This is a genomic window from Abyssibacter profundi (assembly GCF_003151135.1).
Taxonomy (GTDB): domain Bacteria; phylum Pseudomonadota; class Gammaproteobacteria; order Nevskiales; family OUC007; genus Abyssibacter; species Abyssibacter profundi.
In genome coordinates this window covers 33,884-58,466 of sequence record NZ_QEQK01000013.1, presented here as the reverse complement: position 1 = coordinate 58,466, position 24,583 = coordinate 33,884, and the positions used below count along the sequence as shown (strand labels likewise).

The window sequence follows — 24,583 nt, the reverse complement described above, 5'->3', positions numbered from 1 at the left end:
CGATGGCATGCGCAGCCCCGTTCAAGACAGCCCGCCCGCCGCGTTACCATTTCGCCATGCACGATCTGCTTCCGACCTGCACCTTAGACGCTGAGCGCTTCCGGCAAACCCTGTTGGCCAGCGAGGCCTTTCTGATCATTCAGGATCTCGATGGCGTTTGCATGGGGCTGGTCCGCGACCCGCTGACGCGAACACTGGAACGCGGCTATGTCGAGGCCGCACACGTCCTCGATGGCCGGTTCTACGTATTGACCAATGGAGAACACATCGGCCGGCGCGGCGTAAACGCGATTGTCGATGCGGCCTTGGATGATCCGGACCAGGCCGGCCTCGAAGGGCTTTATCTGCCCGGACTGGCAGCCGGCGGCGTGCAGTCGCAGGACCGCTATGGTCAGGTGACCCATCCCGGCGTTTCGGACGCCGAGCATCGTTTCCTCGCGGCGTTTCCCGAGCGGGCACTGCGTTTTCTCACCGATTTGCTGACCCAACCACCGTTCCGACTGCAAGAACCCGAAGCCCTGGCACTGGCCGAAGTCTGTGTGCTGGACAACGCGGCTTCGCCGACGCTGAATCTCAACCCCTTGCATCATCGGTTTACCGACGACGCGGAAACCTACCGACAGGCCCAGGTTGCCGTGCAGCAGTTCATGCAGGCCTTGCTGGAACGTGCCGATCAATCCGGACTCGGTGACAGCTTTTTCGTCCACTACGCGCCGAACATGGGCCGGGATGCAAAGGGGGGCGAACGCATCCAATGGGCCGACGATCACCATGCCGGCACCACGGACTTTCAGTTCATGCTGCGTGGCGCGGTCAAGGAAGCCGGGGTGCTCGTGCTGCTGAATCACTACTACTTCAGCCGCACCGGCCAATACCCCCTGGGTGAGGATTTCAACGCCCGTGAAGCACCGGCCGATCACCCATCATTAATCGAACTCGCTGTGCAGCGCTTCGACCCGGCCTTGATGCCGCGCATTGTCGGCGTCGGCGATACGCTGACCTCCACCCCGGACGACAGCGGCCAATGGCAACGGGGTGGCAGCGATCGTGGATTTCTGACCCTGGTTCAGGATCTGGGGCAGCGCTTTGAGACGGGCAATATCGTGATCTTCGTGGACAGCAGCGGCGGCGAGGTACGTCGCCCCGGCGTCCAAACCGACACGCTGGACCCGGACGCCGATGTCGTACCGATCGAAGCCATGAGCGGGCTTTGCGACCCCGAGGACCCGCTCCGGCCCAACCTCATCATGCCCGGCGGGCATGTGCAGTATGTGAACTGGTTCTGCGCCCTGGCGGCTGCCACTAATACGCGCTGACGGACAACGGCTGGTCATTGGCGCGCCGTCCGTACACCGGACCGTCATTGGCGGCAGGACGACGCAGAAATTCACGCTGCGCCTTGAGCGTGCGAAACGCGGCGATCCAGTCCATGGGCCGAACCAGCGATGGCGGGGCGTAGACGACATCGGCCCCCACCTCGGTCAGTTGCAGCAATAGCCCCTCACCATCGACCTCGGTGGTGAACACCCCCTGATGCACGAGTGAAGACAGCGCGTCGGTGTAGTCGTCCTTGCGCACCCGTAGACCGCCGATGTGCGCTTTAAGCGTGGCCAGATGAATACACCCGCCAGCGGGAATGCAAAGCTCGTTGACGGTATCGATGATCGCGTTGCGCACCGTGGCGACGGCAGCAATGGCTTTGTCCATGACGGACTCCGGACGGGGGCTTGTCCGGGGTTATCGGCCGCCATCCGGGCAACTTGAGTGCGGCGGTGGCGCGCTTGTTCCTTCGGCGGACGCCCTTGCCGGTGACGCGCCCTGCACCGTGTCGGTCTGGGCATCCAGACAGCCGGACAGCTGCGCCGGTCGCCCCCACAGGGCGTCCAGCACCGGACCCACTGTCGCAATCGAGCCGGTGGTGTAAAACCGCAACGTCGCGGGCCCGACGGCACGCTCGGCAGCGCTCCGGTGGCCGGTCAGTCGCCGTTGCAACTCCTGGGTCACCGCCTCGGCCGGGTCGATGATGGTCAGGTCCTCGCCGACCACGGCGCGAATCGCCGGCAGCAGGAACGGGTAGTGGGTACACCCCAGCACCAGGACGTCGATGCCCGCATCCAGTAGCGGCTGCAGGGTGTCGGCGACCAGCCGGCGGGTCCGGGCACCGGTCAGCTCCCCTCGCTCCACCTGATCGACAAACCCCGGACAGGGCTGAAGCAGTACGCGGCAGCCTTGGGCATGTCGCTGAACTAGCCGCTCGATTTGCTGGCTGGCCAGCGTGCGCTGGGTCGCCAGCACAGCCACCACCCCGGTTTGTGTCAGCGCCGCCGCGGGCTTGATCGCCGGCTCCATGGCCACGATGGGTAAATCGAAGGTTGCTCGCAGCGATGCCACGGCCACCGCCGTGGCCGTGTTGCAGGCCACGACGATGGCGCGGGCACCCTGGTCGATCAGGAACCGGCAAATCGCATGCGCCCGCGCGTGGATCTCCTCGCTACTGCGATCACCGTAGGGCGCATAGGCGGAATCGGCGACATAGATCAGCGATTCGGAGGGCAGCATGCGATGAATATGTCGCAGGACCGACAGCCCGCCCACGCCCGAGTCGAAGACACCAATAGGCGCCGCGCTCATGGCAGGAGCCAGCAGTGCAGGCCCCGGACAGGGGCCGTGGAACAGGGCGGGGCGGTCATGGCAGACAGGGCGCTCATCAAGGCGCGTATTGTGACCGCCCGGCGGCATGGACACCACGATCCCGCCCGCGCCGGGCGATGGGCGCTGCGGCTCGTCGCACCCGGATGTAATAAATCCGAGCCCACCGCACACTAGCGAGGTATCTCCCCCAAAGGATCGCCGCGTGTTTTCGATACTGGCCCTGGCCGCGACCGGCCTGACCTCCCCCTGCTTTGTCGACGGGCTGGGTAGCCGCGTGGAATGCGGCGAGCTGTCGGTGCCCCTGCATCACGCCGAGCCCGACGGCGAGCAGCTGCCGCTGGCCTTTGTCCGGCTACCGGCACAGTCCGCCACCCCCGCGCCCGATCCGATTGTCGTGATCCCCGGCGGGCCCGGACAATCCGGGCGCTCCATCGCCGCGATGGCGGGTGGTCTGCTGCGCGACGCCAATGTCGACCGCGACATTGTCATCATCGACCCGCGTGGCACCGGTTCATCCAACAAGCTGGCCTGTCCCTTCGAAGATGACGACTTCGCCGACGACCGCGAGCGCATCGTGGCCGAGACCGTGGCCTGTCGTGATCAGCTGGATACGGACCTGACCGCCTATGGCAGCGAGGCCGTGGCCGATGATCTGGATCGGCTACGCCAAGCACTGGCGGCACCGACACTCAATCTCTGGGGCGGGTCCTGGGGCACGCGGGCCGCACTGGTCTACGCCCGCCGCTATCCGGCGCACACCCGAACCCTCACCCTGGATTCGGTCGCGCCCACGGACTGGACCATTGGCGCCCACATGGGCGCCGATGCGCAACAGGCGCTAACGCGTGTGTTTCAGGCCTGTGCAGACGAAACCGGCTGTTCGGAAGCTTTCCCGGCGCTGCCGCGACGCTTCGACACCCTGATGAACCGTTTGGATGCCCGGCCGTTCGCGGCCGACCTGGCGCATCCGCTCACCGGCGCCACCCGCGAGGAGTCATTCAACGCGCTGCGTGCGGGTTCGGCCCTCCGCGGCATGCTGTACAGCGATGCGATGATTCGCGTGCTCCCGTACACCATCATCCAGGCATTCGAGGGCCGTTACGCGCCGTTGCATGCAGCGGCAGAGGCCTTTAACAGCGGCATGCTGGATGACATCGCCTTCGGGATGATGCTGTCGGTTTTGTGCTCGGAGGACATCGGCCGGCTTGAGGCTGCCGACATCAGTGCAGCCGAACGGACATCGTTTATGGGAGACCAGGTATTCAAATTCTGGATGACCGCCTGTTCGGTCTGGCCCCGACACGCCGTGGCACCCGACTTCCACGAACCGGTGACCAGCGACATCCCCAGCCTGCTGATTGCCGGACAGTGGGACCCGGTCACACCGCCGTACACCGCCCACCAGGCCGCGCGGACGCTGTCCAATAGCCGCGTGCTGGAAGTCGCTGGCGCTGCGCATATTGCCAGCCGCCGAGGCTGTATCGCCGAACTGACCTCCCGCTTTATCGACACGGCGGACCCCCAATCACTGGATACCCGCTGCGTGGCGGACATCCAGCCCAAGGCATTTTTTATTGACGCCACTGGACCGGAGCTTCCCGAATGATTCATGCCACAGGATTGGCCAAGCATTTTGGCGACGTGCAGGCGGTTAGCGATGTCAGCTTTTCGGCCCCCGATGGCGCCATTACCGGCTTGCTGGGACCCAATGGCGCCGGCAAGACCACCGCCATGCGTTGTGTGGAAGGTTTGCTGAAACCGGATCAGGGACATGTCGATATCGACGGTATCCGCGTGGGCGAGCAGCCCATGGCGGCCCGGCAGCGCCTGGGCGTGTTGCCGGACCAGTTCGGGCTCTATGCCCGGCTGACCACCCGGGAACACCTGGCCTACTTCGGCCGGCTACACGGCCTGGGCCGGCAGGCGGTGGCCGAGGCCATCGACCGGGTCGCCGGGCAACTGCACATCGATGCCTTGCTGGACCGTCGCGTCGAAGGCTTTTCGGCCGGCGAACGCATGAAGGTCGGGCTGGCTCGCGCCCTGCTGCATAACCCGCAGAACCTGGTGTTGGACGAACCGACCCGCGGCCTGGATGTCATGAGCACACGCGGACTACGCGACCACCTGCGCCTGCTGCGCTCCCAAGGGCGTTGCGTCGTGTTTTCCAGCCATGTGATGCAGGAGGTCGAGGAACTTTGCGATCACCTGGTCATCGTCGGCGACGGCATCGTCAAGGCGGCCGGCAGCCCGGCTGAGCTCTGCGCCCGGACCGGACAAAGCCGGCTGGAGGATGCCTTTGTTCGCCTCATCGAGGCCCCCACCGGAGTCGCGGCATGATGCGCCAACTCTGGGCCGTGGCCACCAAGGAGTTCATCGATGCTCGCCGGGATCCGCGGTCGATTATGACCTTGGTCGGCTATGCCCTCATGGGGCCGGTGATGATGCTGGCCGCGTTCACGGCGCTGGTGGAAAACGAGACCCGGAACGAGCAGCAGGTCACCGTGCAGCACATCGATCGGGCGCCGGGCCTGGCCCAACACCTGCGCGAGGCGGGCTACCGCCTGGAGACACTGGCCCCGGACATCGATGCAGAGCAGGCCGTGGGCGACCACGACGTGATCCTGCGACCCGTCGATGACTTCCGGCGGCGGATGCGCGCCGGCCAGCCGGCCCATATCGAGCTGCTCCATGACAGTTCGCGCACCAGCAGCCAAAGCGCCACGCGCCGCGTGGAACAAACCATCGCGGCCTGGAGCGGCGAGCTGGCCAGCCTGCGCCTCATGGCTCTCGGCGTATCGCCCCAGGCCGCGCAACCGGTGCTCACCCAGCGCCGTGATGTCGCCAGCCGCGCCGACCGCGCGGCGCTGGTGCTGAGCGGCTTCCAGGTCTTCGTATTGATTGCCGCCTTCTTCGGCAGCATGCATGTCAGCATCGACGCCACTGCCGGTGAGCGGGAACGACGGTCGCTAGAGGCCCTGCTGGTCCAGCCGGTGTCGCCGCTGGCGCTGGTCGTCGGCAAGTGGCTGGTCGCGGCGCTGTTCGGGCTGTTGGGCGTGGCGTTGACGCTCACCGCCATGGGCCTGCTGTTGCCCATGGCGCCGCTGGGCGAGCTGGGCATTCGCTATCAGCCCACGCCGATGTCGATGCTGACCATGTTCGCACTCATCGCACCGCTGTCCCTGTTGGCCGCCGGGTTGCAGATGCTGGCCTCCAGCTACGCGAAGTCGTTCAAAGAGGCGCAGACGTATCTGTCGCTGTTGATGTTCGTCCCCATGGTGCCCGCCATGGCGGTGAGTTTTCTGCAGCTAGATGCCGAACCCTGGATGTTTGCCGTCCCGGTACTGGGTCAACAGCAGCTACTGGGCGATGCATTGCGGGAGCTGTCGCCGGACCCGCTGTCCTGGGCTGTGGCCACGGCCACCGTGGTGGGGCTGGGGCTGGTTTGCGTCATCGCCACGGCTCGGATGTATGCCTCTGAACGCATGCTGCGCGGCCTGTGAGGCGCCTGACCGATCCACGCCCGCAGCCATGAGCGATTTTGACGCGCTGGTGGCCGAGCATGGACCCGCCATCCGCCGCGTAGCCGCCAGCTACGAACACGACCCCGGTCTGGCCGAAGACCTGACGCAGGACATGCTGGTGGCGATCTGGCGCGCCTGGCCACGGTTTCGCGGCGAGGCGTCGCCGCGCACGTTTGTGCTGCGCATTGCCCATAACCGCGGCGCCTCCCATGCCCTGACGCAGTCCAGGCAGCCCCGATCGACGGATCAGATTCCGGATATGAGCAGTCCCGAGGGCTCGGCCCTCGATCGCGCCGAACGGCAGGAACAGGCCGATCGCCTGCTGGCCGCGGTCCGTGCGCTACCGCTGGGCCAGCGCCAGCTGGTGACCTTGGCGTTGGAAGGCCTGAGCTATGCGGAAATGGCCAAGGTGCTGGATATCACCAGCAATCTCGTCGGCGTGCGACTGAACCGGGCCCGCGCCGCGCTCAGCAAACAACTGGCCGCGGAGGCCAAGCCATGAACGAATGGGATTCAATGCGCCAGGCCTGGCAGCAGGTCGACACCCACCCGGATCAAACGGGTCGCAGCACCGCACCACCGGATGTCACACGCCTGAGCAAGCGGGTGCGTTGGATGCGCTGGTACATCGCATCCGAAATGATTGGATCACCGTTTGCGCTGCTGCTGTTGGCCTGGGCCTGGACCCGCCTCGACCATACGCTGGAATACCTGATGATCGCCCTGCTGGGCCTGAGCATCATCGGCTACTGGTGGGTGGTCCTGGCCGCCTACCGTCGCCAGCAGGCACCGCTGCCGGTCCGACCCTGGGCCATCCGGGCGCGGATGCTTGCCGTGTCTCGCTTCTGGCTCACGGTTTGCCGGGCCGCCACGGTGCTGTTCCTGTTAATCCTGCCGCTGCCGCTGCTGGATCTGGCGCTCTACGGCTTCACCGATCGCTGGCCCTACCTCGCGTTTTCGATGGGCTGGGCCCTGGCCTGGATCGGCGCCTGCCAGTGGTGGGCCTGGCGCCTGTGGCGGCGTTCGCGCGACTACTGCATCGGACCGGCCCGACAGGCACCGTACAGGATTTTCTGACAGCGCCCGGGCCGGCTGGCCGATAGCCGCAGGGCGCGCGGCGCGGGACACTGCGTTCCTGCCTGTCTCCACTGTCCACAATGGCCCGACGGACCCCGCGCGCGCGACGACCACTCCATGCCACCGCCATGCTGCTGGGGCTGTTACTGGTGCTCACTGCCTGTGTGGACGGGGGCGGCGACGCCACGCCGGTGGCCAACGAACCTGCCGACCCCACAGATCCGACCGAATCACCGACCACGGGTTTTGAGATTCCACTGGGCGAGCCTGGCCCCACCGCGTACGCCCATTTGCAGGCGTACCTGGATGTCATCGTCGAGCCAGCTCATTTCGACGAGTGTCTGACCACGGACCCGGACACCGAGTGGTACAAGTGCCTACCGGGACCGCGCACGGGCAGCGGCCTGGGCCATCAGGTTCACCGCTGGGCCGCGGATCAATTCCGTCGCATCGACGGGCTGGAACACATCCAGGAACAGCCGTTCGGGTTCCCGATCTTCAAACCGCGAAACTACGAACTCACCGTCAGCCTGGCGGATGGATCCACCTACCGACCCGCCGTATTTCCGTGGTATTTCCAAGGGGTGACACCGCCCCAGGGCGTTAGCGGTGACCTGGTTGATCTGGGAGGAGGCAGCCTATTGGATCGGCTGGCCGCCGGCGATGTCTCCGGCAAGGTCATCATCTTCACCGCGCGGCAAGTGCTCAACGCCGCGACCGTGGGCGCCCAGCAGGCGCTGGATTGGGCCGCCGAGCAGGGCGCCATCGGGGCGATCGTCGCCGTCGAAGGACCATCCAACGAACTGGTCGCCCAGAACTACAACACCTTCGAGGGCCCGCGCAGTCTGCCAACCCTTATCGTCGGCGAATTCGACGGACAACGCCTCGTGGAACTGGCCGGCCAGCCCGCGCAGCTGGTTGTGGACGCAGACATCGCCGAGCCGGGCCCAGATGGCTATTCCTCGAACAGCTATGCGTTTCTACCGGGCGTGAATCGGGATCAATTTCTGGTCATTGGCACCCCCGTCAATGGTTGGTTCACCGTGGGCTCGGAACGCGGCCCCGGCGTGGGCGGGCTCATCTACCTGGCGCGGTATCTGGCCGACCGGGTCCGGCGCGAAGGCCCGCTGCCTTACACCGTGGTGTTCACCTTCACAGGTGCGCACGAGATGATGGGGTTTGGTCAGGAGCGGGTCCTGCAATGCCTGGGACCCGAGCGCGTGGCGACTTATGTGCATCTGGGCGCGGGCTTGGCCAGCCGAGGTTATATCGAGCGTCAGGGTGAGCCCATGCCCACCGGGCTACCCGCCACGCAGCGTGCGCTGGTGATCTCGGAAAACCCCTTGTTGGAAACCGCCACGCTGGCCGCTTTTGCCGACGTGATTGCCACGCAGGCACTCACGGTATCGCCCGGCGGCGTGTTCAATCCTGGCGAGACCCAGGCCGCCTACGCCTTGCAGATTCCCACGCTGGGCATCTCCGGAGCCGGGCTCTTCCACCACTCGCCGGCGGACACCATCGACAAGCTGTCACTGGACTATCTCGCCCCCGTCATCGAAAGCTACCGCGACCTGGTGGATCGCTTGCTGGACAGCGACCCGAACAGCCTACGCAACGCGAACGCCGTGGCCGATGCGCTGGCCGGTGACCCCATCGGATACAGCTGCCCGGGTCCGATCACCACGCCCTGATCGCCTTGGGTTCGCGGTCAAACATGAACAGCTGTTGCGGTCAGGCGCAGGAATTGCCGACGCTCACAGGCCATCTCGATGCGACGGTCCATGGTCCACCGCAAGCCTTATCTGCCGGAAAAACAATGTCCGGTCTGCCAGCGACCGTTCGCCTGGCGCAAACGCTGGGCCCGCGACTGGCCGCAGGTTGTCTACTGCTCTGAACGCTGTCGACGCAGCGGAAGGCCGAGCGCCCGCCATGCGTGATCTCATTGTCGTGCTCGGCGACCAACTGGATCCCGCCCATGCCCTGATCGCCGACATGGATCCCGAGCAGGACCGGGTCTGGATGGCCGAAGTCGACGATGAGGCCACGCATGTCTGGTCTCATAAGGCTCGGCTGGTCTTGTTTCTGTCGGCCATGCGCCATTTTCGCGACGACCTCGACCGGCCGTTGATCTATCACGAACTCGGCGCGCATCCAGACCTGGCCGCCGCGCTGGCGGCGGACCTGACCCAGCACCAGCCGCAACGTGTCCGTCTGCTCAAACCGGGCGACTGGCGCGTGGAACAATCCATCGAACAGACCTGTCGCGACGCCGGCATCGAGTTGGTGGTCGACGACGATCCACACTTCATCTGCTCCCTGGCCGACTTCGAAGCGTGGGCCGACGGGCGTAAACGCTTTCTGCTGGAGGATTTCTACCGATGGCTGCGCAAGCGGACGGGTATTCTGATGCGCAATCGCGAGCCTGCCGGCGGGCGTTGGAATTATGACGAGGATAATCGCGCCAGTTTTGGCCGGGGAGGGCCTGGCAAGCTGCCACCGCGGCAGCGTTTCGACCCCGACGCAACCACCCAGTCCGTCATCGACCTGGTCGAGGCGCGCTGGCCAGATCACCCCGGCGAGCTGGCGGACTTCGACTGGCCGGTGACCCCGGCACAAGCCCAGCAGGCACTGGACGATTTTGTCGAACACCGCCTGGCCGGCTTTGGCGCCCACCAGGACGCCATGTGGACCGACGCCGCGTTCCTATCACATTCCACGCTGTCGGCTGCGCTCAACCTGAAACTCATCGACCCGCGGTCGGTGATGGATGCCGCTGTTCAAGCCTGGGAATCCGGCCATGCCCCGATCAACGCGGTTGAAGGCTTTGTCCGACAGATACTCGGGTGGCGTGAGTATGTGCGCGGCCTCTACTGGCGCGATATGCCCCAGTGGCTGGACGAGAACCGCCTGGACGCGCAGGAGGCCTTGCCGCCGATGTACTGGACCGGCCAGACGGAAATGCAGTGCATGCAGCAGGCGGTCGGGCAGACGCTGCGCTACGGCTACGCCCACCACATCCAGCGCCTGATGATCACGGGGCTGTTTGGTCTGCTGTTGGGTGTCCGCCCACGTGAGGTCCACGCCTGGTATCTAGCGATTTACGTCGACGCCGTTGAATGGGTGGAACTACCCAATACGCTGGGCATGTCCCAGCACGCTGACGGCGGGCGCATGGCCAGCAAGCCCTACGTGGCCAGCGGCCAGTATGTGAAGCGGATGAGCAACTACTGCGACGGCTGCCGGTATGATCCCGGGGATGCTACGACCGACCAAGCCTGTCCGATGACCACGCTTTACTGGGATTTCCTGGCCCGTCACGAAGACCGCTTTGCCGATCATCGGCGCATGCGGTTCCAGTACCGCCACTACGCCCGCAAGAACAGCGGCGAGCGCGCCGCGATCAGCCGGCGCGCCAATACCGTGCGCAAGCTGGCGCGAGACGGGCAGCTGTAATGGACGCATCTACACTGGGGCGGATCATCGACGAGACGCCCATCGTCATCATCGCCTCCAAACTGACGGACACGCGGACCTTGGAAAAGCGCTTGGGTCTGGCGGGCGCCGATTTCCGTATCCTCATCCTTGGCATGGGCAGCGCCGAGCACCGGCAGGCGTTTCACGACCTACAGACCGAACACGGCTGGTCGCAGCTACCGATGGTGTTCGTTCATGGTCGCTGCATCGGTGGGGAACCCGAACTCTATGACCACCCGCTGCTACGGCCCGAAGACCCAATCACCTGGACGCTGGGCCTGGCCGGGCTGATTCCTTTCGTGCTCGGTGCGCTGGGTAGCCATTTGGATGTGGGGCTCATCGGCCCACACATCTTCAACGCCACTTTGGCCTACGCGGTGCTGATCCTGTCGTTCATGGCCGGAAGCCAGTGGGGTGGGGCGGTTAACGTCCGGGATCAGCGCAATCGATGGCGCTATGTGCTGTCGGTGATCCCACCGTTGGTCATCTGGCCGGCCTGGCTCATGGGTCCGGTTGCCACCCTCTGCGTGCTGCTGGCGGGGTTTGCCGGGCTGCTGCTGGTCGACATCGGCCTGCAGCGCCGCAAGGGCTGGCCCGGCTGGTATCTGAAACTGCGCGCCGTGCTGACCACCGGCGTCATCGTCAGTCTGGTCGTGATGGCCGAGGCCATCCCCACCCTCTAGACCCCGCGGGCCAGCGTCGTGTCAGGCTGGCAGACGGCATATCGCGCAGAGCTTGTGCCCATCCGGGTCACGCACATAGGCCAGGTACATGGGCCCCATGGAGGCCTGCCGTGGGCCCGGCGGCTGCTCAATGGACGTCCCACCCTGTTCCACGGCCGTGTCGTGGAAGGCGCGGACTTGCTCGGGTGACTCACAGGCGAACCCCAGGGTGCTGCCATTGGCCGCCGTTGCCGGTTCGTCGTTAATCGGTTGGGTCAGGCAGAGCGAGCTGCCGGCATGGCGGTAGAAATAGCGGACGTGGCCGCTCGCCGCGACGTTGCGGATGGGTTCCCCGGCGCCCAGTACCCCCAGCACGGCGTCGTAGAAGCGCTTGGACCGATCGAGGTCATTCGACCCCAGCATGACATGGCTCAACATCAAATCACTCCCTGCATTAAAGGCTATCTGCGTCTCAGGGTTGGATGACTGCAGGTTACAACCCTATGGTGCAAATAACGGACTTCCTCTATGTGCCTAAAGGGGACCTTCTTTATGGCTGCAATGTGCCTGGCAATTCAAGTAGTGCTTGATCAAACGTGCAGAGTCCGTCCAGACGATCTCCTGAATCTCCAGAACATTTCGAAGCCTTGTTGAGAATCAGAACATCAGGGAAATCTGCCCATTTCAACTTGCCAGAAATTCTCACGGCTGGTGCATTTCGGAAGTCTACAAGGGCACGCCAAATCGTTTGGCCGTCTTCAAAGCATACGGAGGGCTCTTCAAATAGGGCTGAAACCACCCGTGCAATAGCTTCCCTGTCTTGCTTGTACTTCTTTCCTTTCAACGTCCAGATCGTCTCGACAAGAACGACATCGGTTACCAAGATCTTTTTCTCACCGCTAAATAATGTGGCGGCACGCGGCGATTGTTCCGGATCGTCATTAAGCAGATACCTGAGCAGGACATTGGTATCGACTGCAATCACGCACCAATTCCGCTCTTCATCGAGGCCTCGTCACTCATTCGAGAATCGCCCTTGACGTGGCTCAGTAGGCCGTGCGCAGCTCCGGCCACTTTTTTCACGATGGTGATGTGACCTTCGTTATCGACGAAGCTTTGGTATTCATCACCGGGCTCAATTCCGGCAACTCTGCACTGCTCGATTGGCAATGTAATTTGCCTCTTTGCGCTGACCTTGGGCACGGGGCCACCCTTTACTTTATGGCTAGAAGTAAAGACTAAGAGATTCTTTACTCGCAAGCAAATGGTAAGACATCGGCGCCAATGGGGTTGGCGCAGTGAACTTCCGCAATGCGCCCACTGCCGACGGTCGCCTAGGTTGAAAGTCCTGACGTTAAGTCAGTGGGCGCCGATCAGCCCACGTAGTCCGGCCGTATACGCAACGGGGGCCACGCCAGTCTGTTTGCTGCCCGCAGGACATTGCCCGGTGGTCAGGTAGTCCAGAGCGGTTTGAATCGACGCTTCGTTGCCGGTCTGTCCCTGAATGGCCAGCGGCTCGTCCCATTCATCACCCGCAATGCAATCCGGCGTGATGCCGTCGAAGTAATCCCCCTGACCATCGGCATTCAGCGTCTGGAACGTGACCGCCACCAGCGTCTTGTCGCAGAAGTCCATTGGATGCTGTCCCACCGGTTTGCCGAAGCTGGTGTCGCCGACTACGACGACGTTGATAAACGGCTCCAGACCATTGATGACCAGTTCGCTGGCCGATGCCGTGGACGCGGTGCTGACCACCACGACGCGCCCCAGATCGAGGGCTTCGGCTTCGTTGAAAAAGCGCTCGACAAAGCCCAGCTCGGGATGATCGTCATTGGCCGCTGCATGGGTGAATACCTCACCGCTGTTACCGCGATACACCTGATCCCCACCCACCAGGCTGGCGAGAATGGTGGAGGTGCGGACGCTGCCACCGCCGTTGTACCGCAGGTCCAGAATCAGTTCGTCGACCCCCTGTGAACGAAAGGCCGCAAACGCCTCCCGCAGGGCTGTTCGGGACGGATCCGTGAAGAAATTGGTGAACAGCAAATACCCCACACGCGTGCCACCAACCGTCTCATGGACCTGCGCGGCCTGGACGCTATCAATCGTGACCACCGCCTTGGTCACGCTGACTTGCCGCGAGGTCGCGTCGTCCGGACCCTGGATCTCCATGTCGACGGTCACGCCTTCCTCATCCGCACCCAGCAGGGTGTCGAAATAGTTGGGCTGGGATGGATCGGAGCTGGGAACCTGACCTTCGATACGCAGGATGCGGCTGCCTCGCACCAGCCCGGCTTCGGCCGCCGGACTGTCGGAGAAGACCAGCAGGGCCGTCAGCTCGTCGGCATCGCTAAACCCCAGCCGGACACCGAGCCCGGTGAACTGGCCCTCGTTGAGCAGGGAGTTGAACTGGGCCTTGTCGGCCACATAGCTGTAGCTATTGCCAAAGCGGGTTTCATCCAGGGTATGCCGAAGATCTTGGAGCAGGGCAGACGGACTGTTGTAGCTCGCCGGGTTGGCCCCGTCGGCCACGAATTCCGCCCACAGGTAGGTGTCACGTAGCTGGTCGTAAACGTAGGCGTTCTGGTTGACCACTTGGCAGTCGTCCCCGCCCCCACAGGCCGTCAGCAAACCGGCACCGAGCAACAAACAGGTCAGGCGTGGCTTCATTCGGAACACTCCAGGCCGCGGCGCATCGGGCGACCGATGTGGATTATCAGGGGCAGACTATCGTTCACGCGCGAGGATGTCGGCAAATGCCACCTCGACTGTCGGATAGGCGAACGCGAATCCAACGGCCTGCGCAGCCGCCGGTACGGCGCGCTGGCCCGTGAGCAGTAGGTGCGCCATCTCGCCCACCAACAAGCGCAACATGAAGGCCGGCACCGGCAGTAACACCGGGCGACGCAGCGCGGCCCCCAGTGCCTTGGAAAAGTGCTTATTGGTCACGGGATTGGGTGCCACCGCATTGACCGGGCCTTGGAGGGTCGGGTCGGCCAGCGCCTGTTGGATCAGGCTGACCAGGTCGTGGCGGTGAATCCAGGCCATCCACTGGCGTCCATGGCCCAGCCAACCACCCAGCCCCCAGCGAAATGGCGGCATCATCGCCTGTAGCGCGCCTCCGCCGGCATCGAGCACCACGCCGATACGCAGGCGCACCACGCGTAGGCCCAGCGACTCCGCGGCCTGCGCTGCGGCCTCCCAATCACGACACAGCCGATGCTGGAATTCGTCGTGGGGCGGCGTGGTTTCGTCGACAGTCTCATGGCCCTGCGCGCCGTAATAGCCCACCGCGGATCCCGAAACCAGCACGGCCGGTGGGGCGTCCAGCCCGCGCATCCAGGCCACCAGCTCCTGGGTCAGACCCACCCGGCTGTCAAAAAACGCCTGCTTGCGACGCGCGGTCCAGCGTTTTTCACCCAGATTTTCACCTGCGAGATTCACGACCGCGGAGACCGGCTGGTGAACCTCGGCCAGCGTGTTGACCAAGCGGACCGCGGCGGGCAGGGACTGGCTCGCTTGGCCGGGGTTGCGCGTCAAGACGGTCACGGACCAACCGTCGGCGAGTAACGCGGGAACCAGCGCCGAGCCAATGAATCCGGTCCCTCCGGTGATCAGAACATGCACGACAGTTCACCATCCGAGTGGAGACCCAGTGTACGACGCCACCATCAGGCCGCGTCGCCGCGTTCAGCCACCCGGCTAGTCGCGCTCGATGGTGTAGATCAGATCACCCCCGGTCTGGCTGCCGGTTTCGGTCTTAAGCGTCCATTTGTCCGACAGCGAATAGCGCAGTCGAAAGCTTTGTCCTGGCTTGAACAAGGCCACGCCATAGCTGATGTACAGCTTGGGCGACAGATACTTGCCCAGCACCAGCGAGGCCTGGTCATTGGATGCGCCCGCCTGGGCGCCAATGCTGATCTCGTCCAGGCCCACCTTGTCCTGCAGGGTGTCCGCCAGGAAACTGCCCCCCCGGAGCCCCAGGGCGAGTGCGGCGTTGGCCAGTGCCGCCTGCTCGGTGCCCGAGGCGCCCGAGCGGCGATCCAGCGACCGACCCAAGACCAGGTACGACAGCTGCTCCTGCTGCGCCATAGTCGGGTCTGAGTACAGTTCGAATTCCGGCCGGTTCAACGGGCCGCGCACGCGCACACCCACCTCGATGTCTTCCGTGGGGTAGCGGGATGCCTTTACATCCAAACCGGGCTCCGTGATCGGCCCGCCGGCGAAGATCAAGCGGCCGCGGCGGATATCGAGGTTCTGGCCGTAGGCCTTGTACGCGCCGTCCACCAGGCGCAGTTCGCCGGTCGCCGTCGTTTGATTACCGGCTCGGTCGCGTGCCGTGATCTGGCCTTCAATGCGCGAGGTTAGGCCAAAGCCCTCGAAGCGCACGTCATCGCCTAGGATTAGATCAACCGTCGCCGTCAGTTGGATGGGCTCTTCAGCTGCCCCGCGCGCGCGGGGCCCGATGATGACTTCATCATCGCTGGCGCGAACCAGGGTGTCCGAATCACGCTTCTGCGGCGTGATACGGGCCGAGGGGACCCGCACGGCACCCTCTAGTGTGGCCTGACGGTCTTCTAGCTCAAACTGCAGGTCCGGCGTGACCAGGACACGGGCGTCTTCGGTGTTGTACGCCAGGAATCGCTCCCCGCTGACCTGCGCCTGGATGCGTCGTCGTTCGCCCAGCTGTGCGCGGGCGTTGGCGCGCACCTGGCCATCCCCTGATTTCGCCTGGGCTTCGATCGTCAAAGCCTGGCTCGGGTCGCCGGTCACCAGCACTTGAACCTCGCGCAAGTCGATCCCGGCGGCATCAATCGACGCCGCTGCATCGGCCAGCTCCAGGCGGCCATTGATGTCCGGTGCATTCAGCGCCCCGGTGAGCTGTAGATCGGCGCTCAGGCGACCGGTGACATCGGTGAGCGCATCAACGAGCAGGGCCACGAAGTCCAGGTTGCTCAGCTCGACGCGCAACTGGCCGTCCAGCGGGCGGTCGATCAGCATGCCTTCGCCCTGGAGACGGGCGTCCAGTTGCAGGCCGGCCGCCGTATCGTCCTCCAGCGGCAGGCTGAGCTGCGCGCGAGTCGCCCCGTTCTCATTGCGAATCGTCAGACCACCCGGCGCAAACGCAATGTCCAGCGGATCGTCGGGACCCCGGGTACCGATGAGTTCGATGGCCGAGGTCTTGAGGTCTGCGTTGAGCTGCTCCCGCCCGGCGTCGCGCTGATACGCGGCCTCGCCCTGCACCGCACCGCTCAGGCGTGTGGCCGGGGGTAACAAGGGGGTGATGTAGGCCAGATCGAAGTAGTCGATGGTGGTACTGGCCTTGATGGCGCCATCCGTTGCAGCCGCCTCCAGGCAAAGCTGACTGCGCCGGGTGGATTGCGGTGCGGCGGTCTGCTGTGTCGTGGCCGAGCGGCGAATGGGGCCCGAGGCAGCCGCTAGGCAGAGGTCGGCCACCGACCAGTCCGTAGCGCCGACATCCAGATACGCCTCCGACTCCAGCCTCCAGGCCGGAAAATCAACCGGATCAAGCTCCAACTCGGTGAGCTGGCCTTCCCAACCGGGCGCTTGCAGATCTACCGCTCCGGCCAGTCTCATCTTCAACACGCCTTCAGTGGTCTGTGTTTCCAGTTTGAGAACCATGGCCTCGGCTTCGCCACTGGCGTCGATGATCAGGCTGCGAATGCCAGTGGCAGCGATTTGTGCATCGGCCATCCGCAAATCCACATCCATGCGTTCACCGTCGGCCAGGTCAATATCCGCGGCCACATCGAGACCGGCCACGGCAAATTCCCGATAACCCAGGGCCTCGCCGCGCAGCTCGCCTTGAACACGTGGTGTTTGAGTCGGACCCGACAGTTGGCCGTTTCCGAGCAATCGTCCGGTGACGCCTGGATAAAAATCTGCCAGGTCCGGGCTGGAGATGCGCCATTGCAGGTCGAGTTGCTGAGCACTGGCACGACCCTGAAGCGAAAGCTCCGATGGGCCGGACTCCAGCGTCAGTTCTTCGATACGCAGACCCTCCTCGACATACTGAAGCCGTCCGGCAAGGTCGACGGGGCGCTCCCTTAGTTCACCCGAGAGTTGGAGACGGGGCACACGGACCACTGGCGTCTGGCGGGTGCCGGCCAGTTCGACCTGGACCTGCCCATTCACCGACCCTGGCCACTGCGGCAGCAGCACCGCCGGATCGAGCTGGTCCAGGCGCAGCTGCGCCTGGCCTTCGAGTTGCTGGGCAAGGGCCAGTCGGGCCTGACCAGCGATTTCACCGCCTAGTGCCTTGATCTGCAATCGCTCTAGCTGCACACGTTCGGGCGACAGCTGACCCTTGAGGGCGACGGCAAGCGGCTGATCTCTAAGCTGCCCCTCGACCCGCAGGTCCGGGATGGTGATCTGGATTTGCTCGCCTTCGCGTTCCAGCCGAATCGCACCCTCGGCAACCATATCGCCAGGCCAGTCAGCCAAGGTCGGGGAGAGGTTGGACGGGTCAAAATTCCGACCGGAGATGTTCAAACGGGCGGACAATGTTGGCTGCCAGCTGACACGACCGGTGATTCGGGTCTCGCTACCCGCCGTATCCAGCCGCAACGCATCCAGGGTCAAGCCCTGCGGGTTACCCACGCCGTTTAGCCGCAGCTCCACGGGTTTGAATTCAGCCGGAAGCACGGCGGTCTGGGCCTGTAGTCGCACCGCGTCGACCGGCCCCTTGGCCGTGATGGCTCCGGATTGTAAGCGCAGCTGGACATCACCGAGGGCCGCCTCCAATGGCCACGCCAGCGTGTCCCAGGCGATACGGGCATCGATTTGCTCCCGTTGGACCGTTGCCTGGGCCTGGAGCGTGGCCGGACGCCCCCGAGAGAGCAGATCGGCCTTGAGTGATGCTTCTAAGGCCGCCAGGTGACCTTCCACGTGAAAGCGGCCGCTGGGCGAGCGGACTTGCGGCTGGCTGGTCAACGGCCAACGCAACGCGTTCCACTGGCCTTCGAGGTCAAGGTTGAGACGCCCCAGGGTTTGCCGAATTTGGCCTTGCAGCTGTGTGGACAGATCGCTATCCGGTGATGCCAGATTCAGGGTCTGGATGCGCACCGCATTGTGTTCCAGCAGGGCAAAGGCCTGGGCCTGGAGATGACCCGTCAAAGGCGACCGGACCGTCAATTCCGAGATCTCCAGCGAACCGCGATCCCAGACACCTGCCATCGTCGCCGCATTGATCACCAGCGGTTCCGCACCTGGGCTGGACCGGAGCGTGAAGTTCTCGATGAAGGCGTCTTCGATGACCAGCGTAATCGGGGCGCGAAAATCCAGCGACAAGGCAGTGTCCGGATCCGCCGCTGGCGGCGGCGCGGGGCCACGCAGTTCGATATCCACACCCTCGGCCCCGAGCTGTGCAATCTGAACCTTGGCCACTGTGAGGCGGCTGGGCCGCCAATCCAGGACCAAGCGATCCGCCGTCATTTGCAGACCGGGTTGGTCAATGTCTACGCCGTGCAGCTCCAGCGGGCCGATGAGGCGACCTTCGACGCGCTGGACCGACACGCCTTCGGGTAGGCGATCCCGGAGCAACGACCAAAGCGATGCCAGCCCCGCTTCCGTGGTGAACAAGAAGAGCAAAGTAAGGGCCAACAGGCCGGCCAACGTGGCGGGCAGCCAACCCAAGGTCCTGATCACCCGGCGCATCAAAGTCCTGCCCTCACGCCGATGTGCAGGCGCGCCGCCCGGTCGGGGTCATCGAATGGATGGGCTACGTCGATGCGGATCACGCCTACGGGAGACCGATACCGAAAACCCACACCTGCACCATAGACAGGCTCAGGAAACCCGTCATCGTCGGCGTTACCGGCGTCGACGAAGATGGCCGCGCCCATGTTGCCGCGAATCAGGTGTTCGTATTCAACAGACCCGGTGAGCAGAAACTCGCCCCCGATGACCCGGCCTTCGTCGTCCGTCGGACCAAGGGATTCGTAGGCATAACCTCTGACGCTGTTGTCACCGCCCGCAAAAAACCGTTCCGATGCCGGCAGGCGGGAGAACTCATCGGTCCAGCTTCCGCCCACTTCGCTGCGTAGCAACAAGCGACCACGGCTCAACACGGGCAATACGCCTTGGAGCCGTAAACGCGACTGAATAAAGTTGGTATCCGACAGCAGGGTTCGTTCGGCGCCATGGACATCAAAAAAGGCACTCCACCCGCTGCGGGCAAACACGGGGTCGGACAGCTCCGTCCTGCTGAAACTCACGCCTGGGGTGAAGAGCACGCTAAAAGTTTGCTGATCGGACAGTTGAAAATCTTCGCGCACGAACTGCAGGTAATAGCGTCGTTTCCAGTCGCCCAGCTGCCAGTTGCGAGCCGCCTCTAGGCGCAGGGTTCTACGGTCGCCATCCTCCAGCCGCTCGTCTTCGACACCGGCCGAAAATGTCAGGGATTCACCCGGCACATTGCCAACGGGCACGAGATACTGCGTCGTCAGCGTGTTGATCACTTCGGAGACCTGAAACGACAGGTCCAGCTGGTGCCCACGACGGTTCAGGCGTCGCCATTCCGCCCCGGCTGTCAGGCGGGCCCCCGTGTCCGTTCCATAACCCACACCGGCTTCATAACGCTCGGACGGCCTGGGCACCGTCTCGATCACCACGGGAATCCGATGGTTGACGGCATTGTCCTTGTTGGCATCGACTTGGACCTGGTTGAAATAGCCCAGGTCGGCCAGATCCAGTTGCAGGTTCACCAAACGCGACGGATCGAAGCGTTCGCCAGGCGCCACCTTGACGTAGCGCGTCAGAAAATCGGGGTCCAAGATGTCCTGGTTGATCTTGATCTCGCCAAATTCGTAGGCGTTTCCGCTGCTCAGGATCAGAGCAACATCGGCACGGTTAATCGCCGGATCCACCGCCAAGCGCGCCGTTTGATACTGCGCATCCAGGTAACCCAGTTCGTAAGCCTTGTCACGAATGGCGGCCTTGGTCGACCGGTAAAGGTCGTGTCGCAACGGCGCATCCGCCTTGATCTCGCTGGCCTGTACGACGTTGCGTAGCGCTTGCTCCCGAGAACCCGGACCCGAAATTTCGATACGGATGTCACGGAGCGTAGTCAGCGGTCCCACGTCGACCGTATAGGTCGCCTGGTAGCCCTGATCGGTGGGGACCAGTTCGGATCGGATCACCGGGTTGTAATAGCCGAAAGGCCTCAGCGCATCGCGAATATCGGATTCGGCGCGACGATGCAGCCGACGGATGGCGCGAGCGCGCGTCTTGTCGTCGTTTTCGAGCTTTCTGATGCCGAGAAAGCCGTTTATGTTGTTGCGTATGGCATTTTCCTGCACACCTTCCAGTTGGACTGAAACCGTTGCAGCCGACGCACAGAAGCCAGCCAGGATCAGGCCTGCGGCGATGAACGGTTTACAATAACGGGTAGCGTTTGCAGGCATGCCTGACCTTGGTCGTCCGTTCCTCGGACAAGTTCCATGATTGTTTGCCAAGGCTTAGTCATTATACGGGCCGTCGCCCTTTCTCCGTCTGGGGTTGTTCATGAAAATCGGTGTACCCAAGGAAATCAAAGCCCGTGAATATCGCGTCGGTCTGACGCCTTCGGGCGTGCGTGAACTGACCAGCCGCGGTCATGAGGTGGTGGTCGAAACCATGGCCGGCGACGGCATTGGTTTGAGTGACGAAGCCTACGAGCAGGCAGGTGCAGTCATTCTGGCCGACGCCGATTCGGTCTTCCAACAGGCCGAGATGATCGTCAAGGTCAAGGAGCCACAACCTGACGAATGCCGAAAGCTACGAGATGGACAGGTTCTGTTTACCTACTTGCACCTGGCCCCGGACCCGACTCAAACCGAGTTGCTGGTAGCCTCAGGTTGTACCGCAATCGCTTACGAAACCGTCACGGACGACCACGGCGGCTTACCCTTGCTACGGCCGATGAGTGAAGTGGCCGGCCGCATGTCCATCCAGGCGGGTGCACATGCCTTGGAGCGGGCGCAGGGCGGTAATGGCACCCTGATTGGAGGCGTGCCCGGCGTCGCGCCGGCCAATGTTTGCATCATCGGTGGCGGCGTGGTCGGTTACAGCGCCGCGCGCATGGCCGTGGGGCTGGGCGCTGATGTCAATATCATCGACCGCTCCCTGCCACGGCTGCGGGAGTTGGACGAGTTGTTCCAAGGTCGCATGACAACGCTGTTTTCAACGGCAGATGCTCTGGAGCACAGCATACGGAATGCAGATCTCGTGATCGGCGCAGTGCTGCTGCCCGGCGCGGCAGCACCTAAGATCATCACGCGGGACATGCTCGGTTTGATGCGTTCACGGGCGGTCATCGTGGATGTAGCCATTGATCAGGGTGGCTGCACGGAAACCTCGAAAGCCACCACGCACGATAACCCGACCTATGTGGTCGATGACGTGGTGCATTACTGCGTCGCCAACATGCCCGGCGCAGTCGCCCGGACATCAACCTTTGCGTTGACGAACGCCACCTTGCCGTTTGTTCTCAAGCTCGCCAACCAGGGTTACAAGCAGGCATTACAAACGGATCGCCACCTGCGCAACGGTTTAAATGTTCACCGCGGCAAAATTACTTGTCAGGCTGTAGCCGAGGCGCTGGACTACAACTATGTGCCTGCCGATGAGGTGTTGTCGCAGGCCGCTTGATCAACCGCAAGTATCCCGGCTGATGCTGGCATCGTAAGTTGTTGATATAAAAGAAAAAGCCGCCCGAAGGGGCGGCTTCTTTCATTCTGCGGGGAAACCCCTGCTAAACGTCTAGATTGCCAACCAGCAGCGCGTTGTGTTCGATGAATTCGCGCCTTGGCTCGACATGATCACCCATGAGTGTGGTGAAAATTTCATCAGACGCAACCACGTCCTCAATGCGAACCTGCATGAGTCGACGCGTCTCGGGGTCCATCGTGGTCTCCCACAGCTGATCAGGATTCATCTCACCGAGACCCTTGTACCGCTGGATATGCAGTCCGCGACGGGCTTCCTTCATCAACCAGTTCAGCGCCTCGCTGAAGTCACTGACCTCGGTCGACTGCTGGCCGCGGGTAACGGTCGCACCGCTACCGACCAGGCCCTGGAATCGCTCACCCAGCTGGCATAGCTCTTCGTACTCTGGCGATGCAAAGAACTCGGCCAGCCACTGGCAGGCATGCGGGACACCGTGGCTGTAGCGCACGACTTCCAGATACGCCCGACCGTCGCGAACAAACTTCGCCGTATAGCGATGTTCGCTGTTCTCGAACTCATCCAGGATGGCCTGCATAGACGCGGCCCAGGCATCTGAAGCGTCTGCATTCTCCAAGTCTGCCGCGGACAGTCGAGGCAGCCGCATCATGGCTTCCAGCGCCGCGCGTTCATAGCGCCTGGCGAGCCGGTCCACCAGTGCACGTCCTGCCAGGTGATCCCGGGACAGGATTTCCAACTCACTGGGGTGAATCGGCGGGGCATCAGGGCCCACCCGCAGTTCTGCGCCATTGAGCGCGGAGTTCAGCAGGTAGGCGTTCAGCTCCGCATCGTCCTTGACGTAGGTTTCCTGCTTGCCAGCCTTCACCTTGTACAGGGGCGGCTGGGCAATATAAATGTGTCCACCCTCCACCAGCACATACATCTGGCGGTAGAAAAACGTTAACAACAGCGTCCGAATATGCGATCCATCCACGTCGGCATCGGTCATGATGATGATGCGTTCGTATCGCAGTTTTTCGGGATCGAATTCGTCGCGCCCGATCCCGCAACCCAGGGCGGTAATGAGCGTGCCAACCTCTGCGGAAGACAGCATCTTGTCGAAACGCGCCTTCTCCACGTTCAGGATCTTGCCCTTTAGTGGAAGAATGGCCTGGAACCGACGATCACGCCCCTGCTTGGCAGAGCCACCGGCCGAATCGCCCTCGACCAGGAACAGCTCGCATTTGGAGGGATCCTTTTCCTGGCAATCCGCCAGCTTGCCAGGCAAACCGGCCACATCAAGCGCACCTTTACGACGCGTCATTTCCCTTGCTTTGCGAGCAGCCTCGCGGGCCCGTGCAGCCTCAACAATCTTCTGGGCCACGGCCTTGGCATCCCGGGGGTTCTCCAGCAAGAAGGTGTTGAGGTGCTCGGCCATGGCCGATTCCACTGCGCCCTTAACCTCCGACGAGACCAACTTTTCCTTGGTCTGCGAAGAGAACTTTGGATCAGGCACCTTCACGGAGATCACCGCGGTCAACCCTTCGCGCGCATCATCACCGGAGGTCGCCACCTTCTCCCGCTTGGCCAGCCCCTCGGCTTCGATATACCCGTTCAAGGTACGGGTCAGCGCGGCGCGAAAGCCGGCGAGATGCGTCCCGCCATCCCGCTGGGGAATATTGTTCGTGTAGCAAAAGACGTTCTCCTGAAAGGAGTCATTCCACTGCAAGGCCACTTCGGTGACGATCCCGTCCTTTTCACCTTCAAAGTGACAAACCACCTCGTGCAGCGGCGTCTTGTTGCGATTGAGATGCTCAACAAACGCGCGAATACCGCCCTTGTACTCGAAGACATCTTCACGCCCGGTGGCCTCTTCCGTCAGCCGGATCCGGACACCGGAATTCAGGAACGACAGTTCGCGTAGCCGCTTGGCCAGGATGTCGTAATGGAATTCGATGTTCTTGAAGATCTCTTCGCTGGGGTGAAATCGCAGCGTGGTTCCGGTGACGTCCGTGTTCCCGATAACAGCGAGGTCCTCTAGCGGCTCGCCCATAGAATAGGTTTGCCGATGGATGTGACCATCGCGGTGAATCGTCAGCTCCAACTTCTTGGACAGCGCGTTCACCACGGAAACGCCAACCCCATGCAGACCGCCCGACACCTTGTAGGCGTTGTCATCAAACTTACCGCCTGCATGCAGCACGGTCATGATGATCTCGGCGGCCGGTCGGCCTTCTTCTTCATGGATGTCGACGGGGATGCCGCGGCCATCATCCGACACGGAGACGCTTTGGTCAGCGTGAATGGTGACGGTGACTTCAGAGCAATGCCCGGCCAATGCTTCGTCGATGGAGTTATCGACGACCTCGAACACCATATGGTGCAAGCCTGTGCCGTCGTCCGTATCGCCAATGTACATGCCGGGCCGCTTGCGTACGGCTTCCAGCCCCTTCAGCACGCGAATACTGGAGGAGTCGTAATTCTTGGGTTCAGTGTCGGTCATCGGAGGGTCTTTCGTTGCCTACGTCATGT

The 24,583-nt window shown here is 63.2% G+C and carries 21 protein-coding genes; 11 read left to right on the top strand and 10 right to left on the bottom strand.

Annotation, left to right across the window (positions count from 1 at the left end; all coding sequences use genetic code 11):
* The first annotated feature begins 56 nt into the window (after positions 1–56).
* A complete protein-coding gene (gene stpA / locus DEH80_RS14015; RefSeq protein WP_109721166.1) occupies positions 57–1,316 on the top strand; it encodes a glucosylglycerol 3-phosphatase in 1,260 nt (419 codons plus the stop codon).
* Here the strand turns inward: stpA and DEH80_RS14010 are convergent.
* Positions 1,303–1,707, bottom strand: coding sequence for a hypothetical protein (locus tag DEH80_RS14010; RefSeq protein ID WP_109721135.1), 405 nt, complete (start codon positions 1,705–1,707; stop codon positions 1,303–1,305). The two genes, stpA and DEH80_RS14010, sit on opposite strands and share 14 nt — an antisense overlap.
* Before the next feature lie 30 nt (positions 1,708–1,737).
* Positions 1,738–2,631: a glutamate racemase gene (gene murI / locus DEH80_RS14005; protein WP_109721165.1), complete on the bottom strand. Its 894-nt coding sequence runs from the start codon at positions 2,629–2,631 to the stop codon at positions 1,738–1,740.
* A 223-nt stretch (positions 2,632–2,854) separates the two neighbouring features.
* Between murI and DEH80_RS14000 the strand changes: the two genes are divergently transcribed.
* The 9 genes from DEH80_RS14000 to DEH80_RS13960 all read left to right on the top strand — a co-directional run bounded on the left by DEH80_RS14000 (position 2,855) and on the right by DEH80_RS13960 (position 11,407).
* Complete coding sequence (locus DEH80_RS14000; protein ID WP_165831477.1) at positions 2,855–4,258, top strand: alpha/beta hydrolase; 1,404 nt, start codon at positions 2,855–2,857, stop codon at positions 4,256–4,258.
* Entirely contained in the window at positions 4,255–4,989 is a 735-nt protein-coding gene (locus DEH80_RS13995; protein ID WP_109721133.1) for an ABC transporter ATP-binding protein, read from the top strand. Before DEH80_RS14000 ends, DEH80_RS13995 begins: the two co-directional genes overlap by 4 nt.
* Positions 4,986–6,152, top strand: a complete 1,167-nt coding sequence (locus DEH80_RS13990) for an ABC transporter permease (protein WP_109721132.1) — start codon at positions 4,986–4,988, stop codon at positions 6,150–6,152. The genes DEH80_RS13995 and DEH80_RS13990 overlap by 4 nt, the downstream gene beginning before the upstream one ends.
* Positions 6,153–6,180: 28 nt before the next feature.
* On the top strand, positions 6,181–6,675 hold the full coding sequence (locus DEH80_RS13985; RefSeq protein WP_109721131.1) for an RNA polymerase sigma factor: 495 nt from the start codon (positions 6,181–6,183) through the stop codon (positions 6,673–6,675).
* Positions 6,672–7,250, top strand: a complete 579-nt coding sequence (locus DEH80_RS13980) for a hypothetical protein (RefSeq protein ID WP_133249251.1) — start codon at positions 6,672–6,674, stop codon at positions 7,248–7,250. Before DEH80_RS13985 ends, DEH80_RS13980 begins: the two co-directional genes overlap by 4 nt.
* Before the next feature lie 80 nt (positions 7,251–7,330).
* The gene (locus tag DEH80_RS13975; RefSeq protein WP_133249250.1) at positions 7,331–8,941 is read left to right on the top strand and encodes a hypothetical protein; all 1,611 of its coding nucleotides are present in this window, start codon (positions 7,331–7,333) and stop codon (positions 8,939–8,941) included.
* A gap of 78 nt (positions 8,942–9,019) precedes the next feature.
* Positions 9,020–9,187, top strand: coding sequence for a DUF2256 domain-containing protein (locus tag DEH80_RS17755; protein ID WP_330408669.1), 168 nt, complete (start codon positions 9,020–9,022; stop codon positions 9,185–9,187).
* Positions 9,180–10,703, top strand: coding sequence for a cryptochrome/photolyase family protein (locus DEH80_RS13965; RefSeq protein WP_109721127.1), 1,524 nt, complete (start codon positions 9,180–9,182; stop codon positions 10,701–10,703). The genes DEH80_RS17755 and DEH80_RS13965 overlap by 8 nt, the downstream gene beginning before the upstream one ends.
* Positions 10,703–11,407, top strand: a complete 705-nt coding sequence (locus DEH80_RS13960; protein WP_109721126.1) for a DUF3429 domain-containing protein — start codon at positions 10,703–10,705, stop codon at positions 11,405–11,407. Before DEH80_RS13965 ends, DEH80_RS13960 begins: the two co-directional genes overlap by 1 nt.
* Positions 11,408–11,428: 21 nt before the next feature.
* Here DEH80_RS13960 and DEH80_RS13955 read toward each other — a convergent pair whose 3' ends face one another.
* The 7 genes from DEH80_RS13955 to DEH80_RS13925 all read right to left on the bottom strand — a co-directional run bounded on the left by DEH80_RS13955 (position 11,429) and on the right by DEH80_RS13925 (position 20,811).
* A complete protein-coding gene (locus DEH80_RS13955; protein ID WP_109721125.1) occupies positions 11,429–11,824 on the bottom strand; it encodes a VOC family protein in 396 nt (131 codons plus the stop codon).
* A gap of 112 nt (positions 11,825–11,936) precedes the next feature.
* Positions 11,937–12,371, bottom strand: a complete 435-nt coding sequence (locus DEH80_RS13950; protein WP_109721124.1) for a type II toxin-antitoxin system VapC family toxin — start codon at positions 12,369–12,371, stop codon at positions 11,937–11,939.
* The gene (locus tag DEH80_RS13945; protein WP_109721123.1) at positions 12,368–12,589 is read right to left on the bottom strand and encodes an AbrB/MazE/SpoVT family DNA-binding domain-containing protein; all 222 of its coding nucleotides are present in this window, start codon (positions 12,587–12,589) and stop codon (positions 12,368–12,370) included. The genes DEH80_RS13950 and DEH80_RS13945 overlap by 4 nt, the downstream gene beginning before the upstream one ends.
* 156 nt (positions 12,590–12,745) lie before the next feature.
* Entirely contained in the window at positions 12,746–14,056 is a 1,311-nt protein-coding gene (locus DEH80_RS13940; RefSeq protein WP_109721122.1) for a S41 family peptidase, read from the bottom strand.
* A 57-nt stretch (positions 14,057–14,113) separates the two neighbouring features.
* The gene (locus DEH80_RS13935) at positions 14,114–15,013 is read right to left on the bottom strand and encodes a TIGR01777 family oxidoreductase (RefSeq protein WP_109721121.1); all 900 of its coding nucleotides are present in this window, start codon (positions 15,011–15,013) and stop codon (positions 14,114–14,116) included.
* 75 nt (positions 15,014–15,088) lie between these two features.
* Positions 15,089–19,063 (bottom strand): translocation/assembly module TamB domain-containing protein, encoded by a 3,975-nt coding sequence (locus DEH80_RS13930; RefSeq protein WP_109721120.1) that lies wholly within the window; start codon positions 19,061–19,063, stop codon positions 15,089–15,091.
* Positions 19,063–20,811 (bottom strand): autotransporter assembly complex protein TamA, encoded by a 1,749-nt coding sequence (locus DEH80_RS13925; RefSeq protein ID WP_109721119.1) that lies wholly within the window; start codon positions 20,809–20,811, stop codon positions 19,063–19,065. The genes DEH80_RS13930 and DEH80_RS13925 overlap by 1 nt, the downstream gene beginning before the upstream one ends.
* Positions 20,812–20,911: 100 nt before the next feature.
* On the opposite strand from DEH80_RS13925, the gene ald reads away from it, so the two are divergent.
* The gene (ald, locus tag DEH80_RS13920; RefSeq protein ID WP_109721118.1) at positions 20,912–22,036 is read left to right on the top strand and encodes an alanine dehydrogenase; all 1,125 of its coding nucleotides are present in this window, start codon (positions 20,912–20,914) and stop codon (positions 22,034–22,036) included.
* A gap of 103 nt (positions 22,037–22,139) precedes the next feature.
* Here the strand turns inward: ald and gyrB are convergent, their stop codons facing one another.
* Positions 22,140–24,554, bottom strand: a complete 2,415-nt coding sequence (gene gyrB / locus DEH80_RS13915) for a DNA topoisomerase (ATP-hydrolyzing) subunit B (RefSeq protein WP_109721117.1) — start codon at positions 24,552–24,554, stop codon at positions 22,140–22,142.
* Between the last annotated feature and the right edge of the window lie 29 nt (positions 24,555–24,583).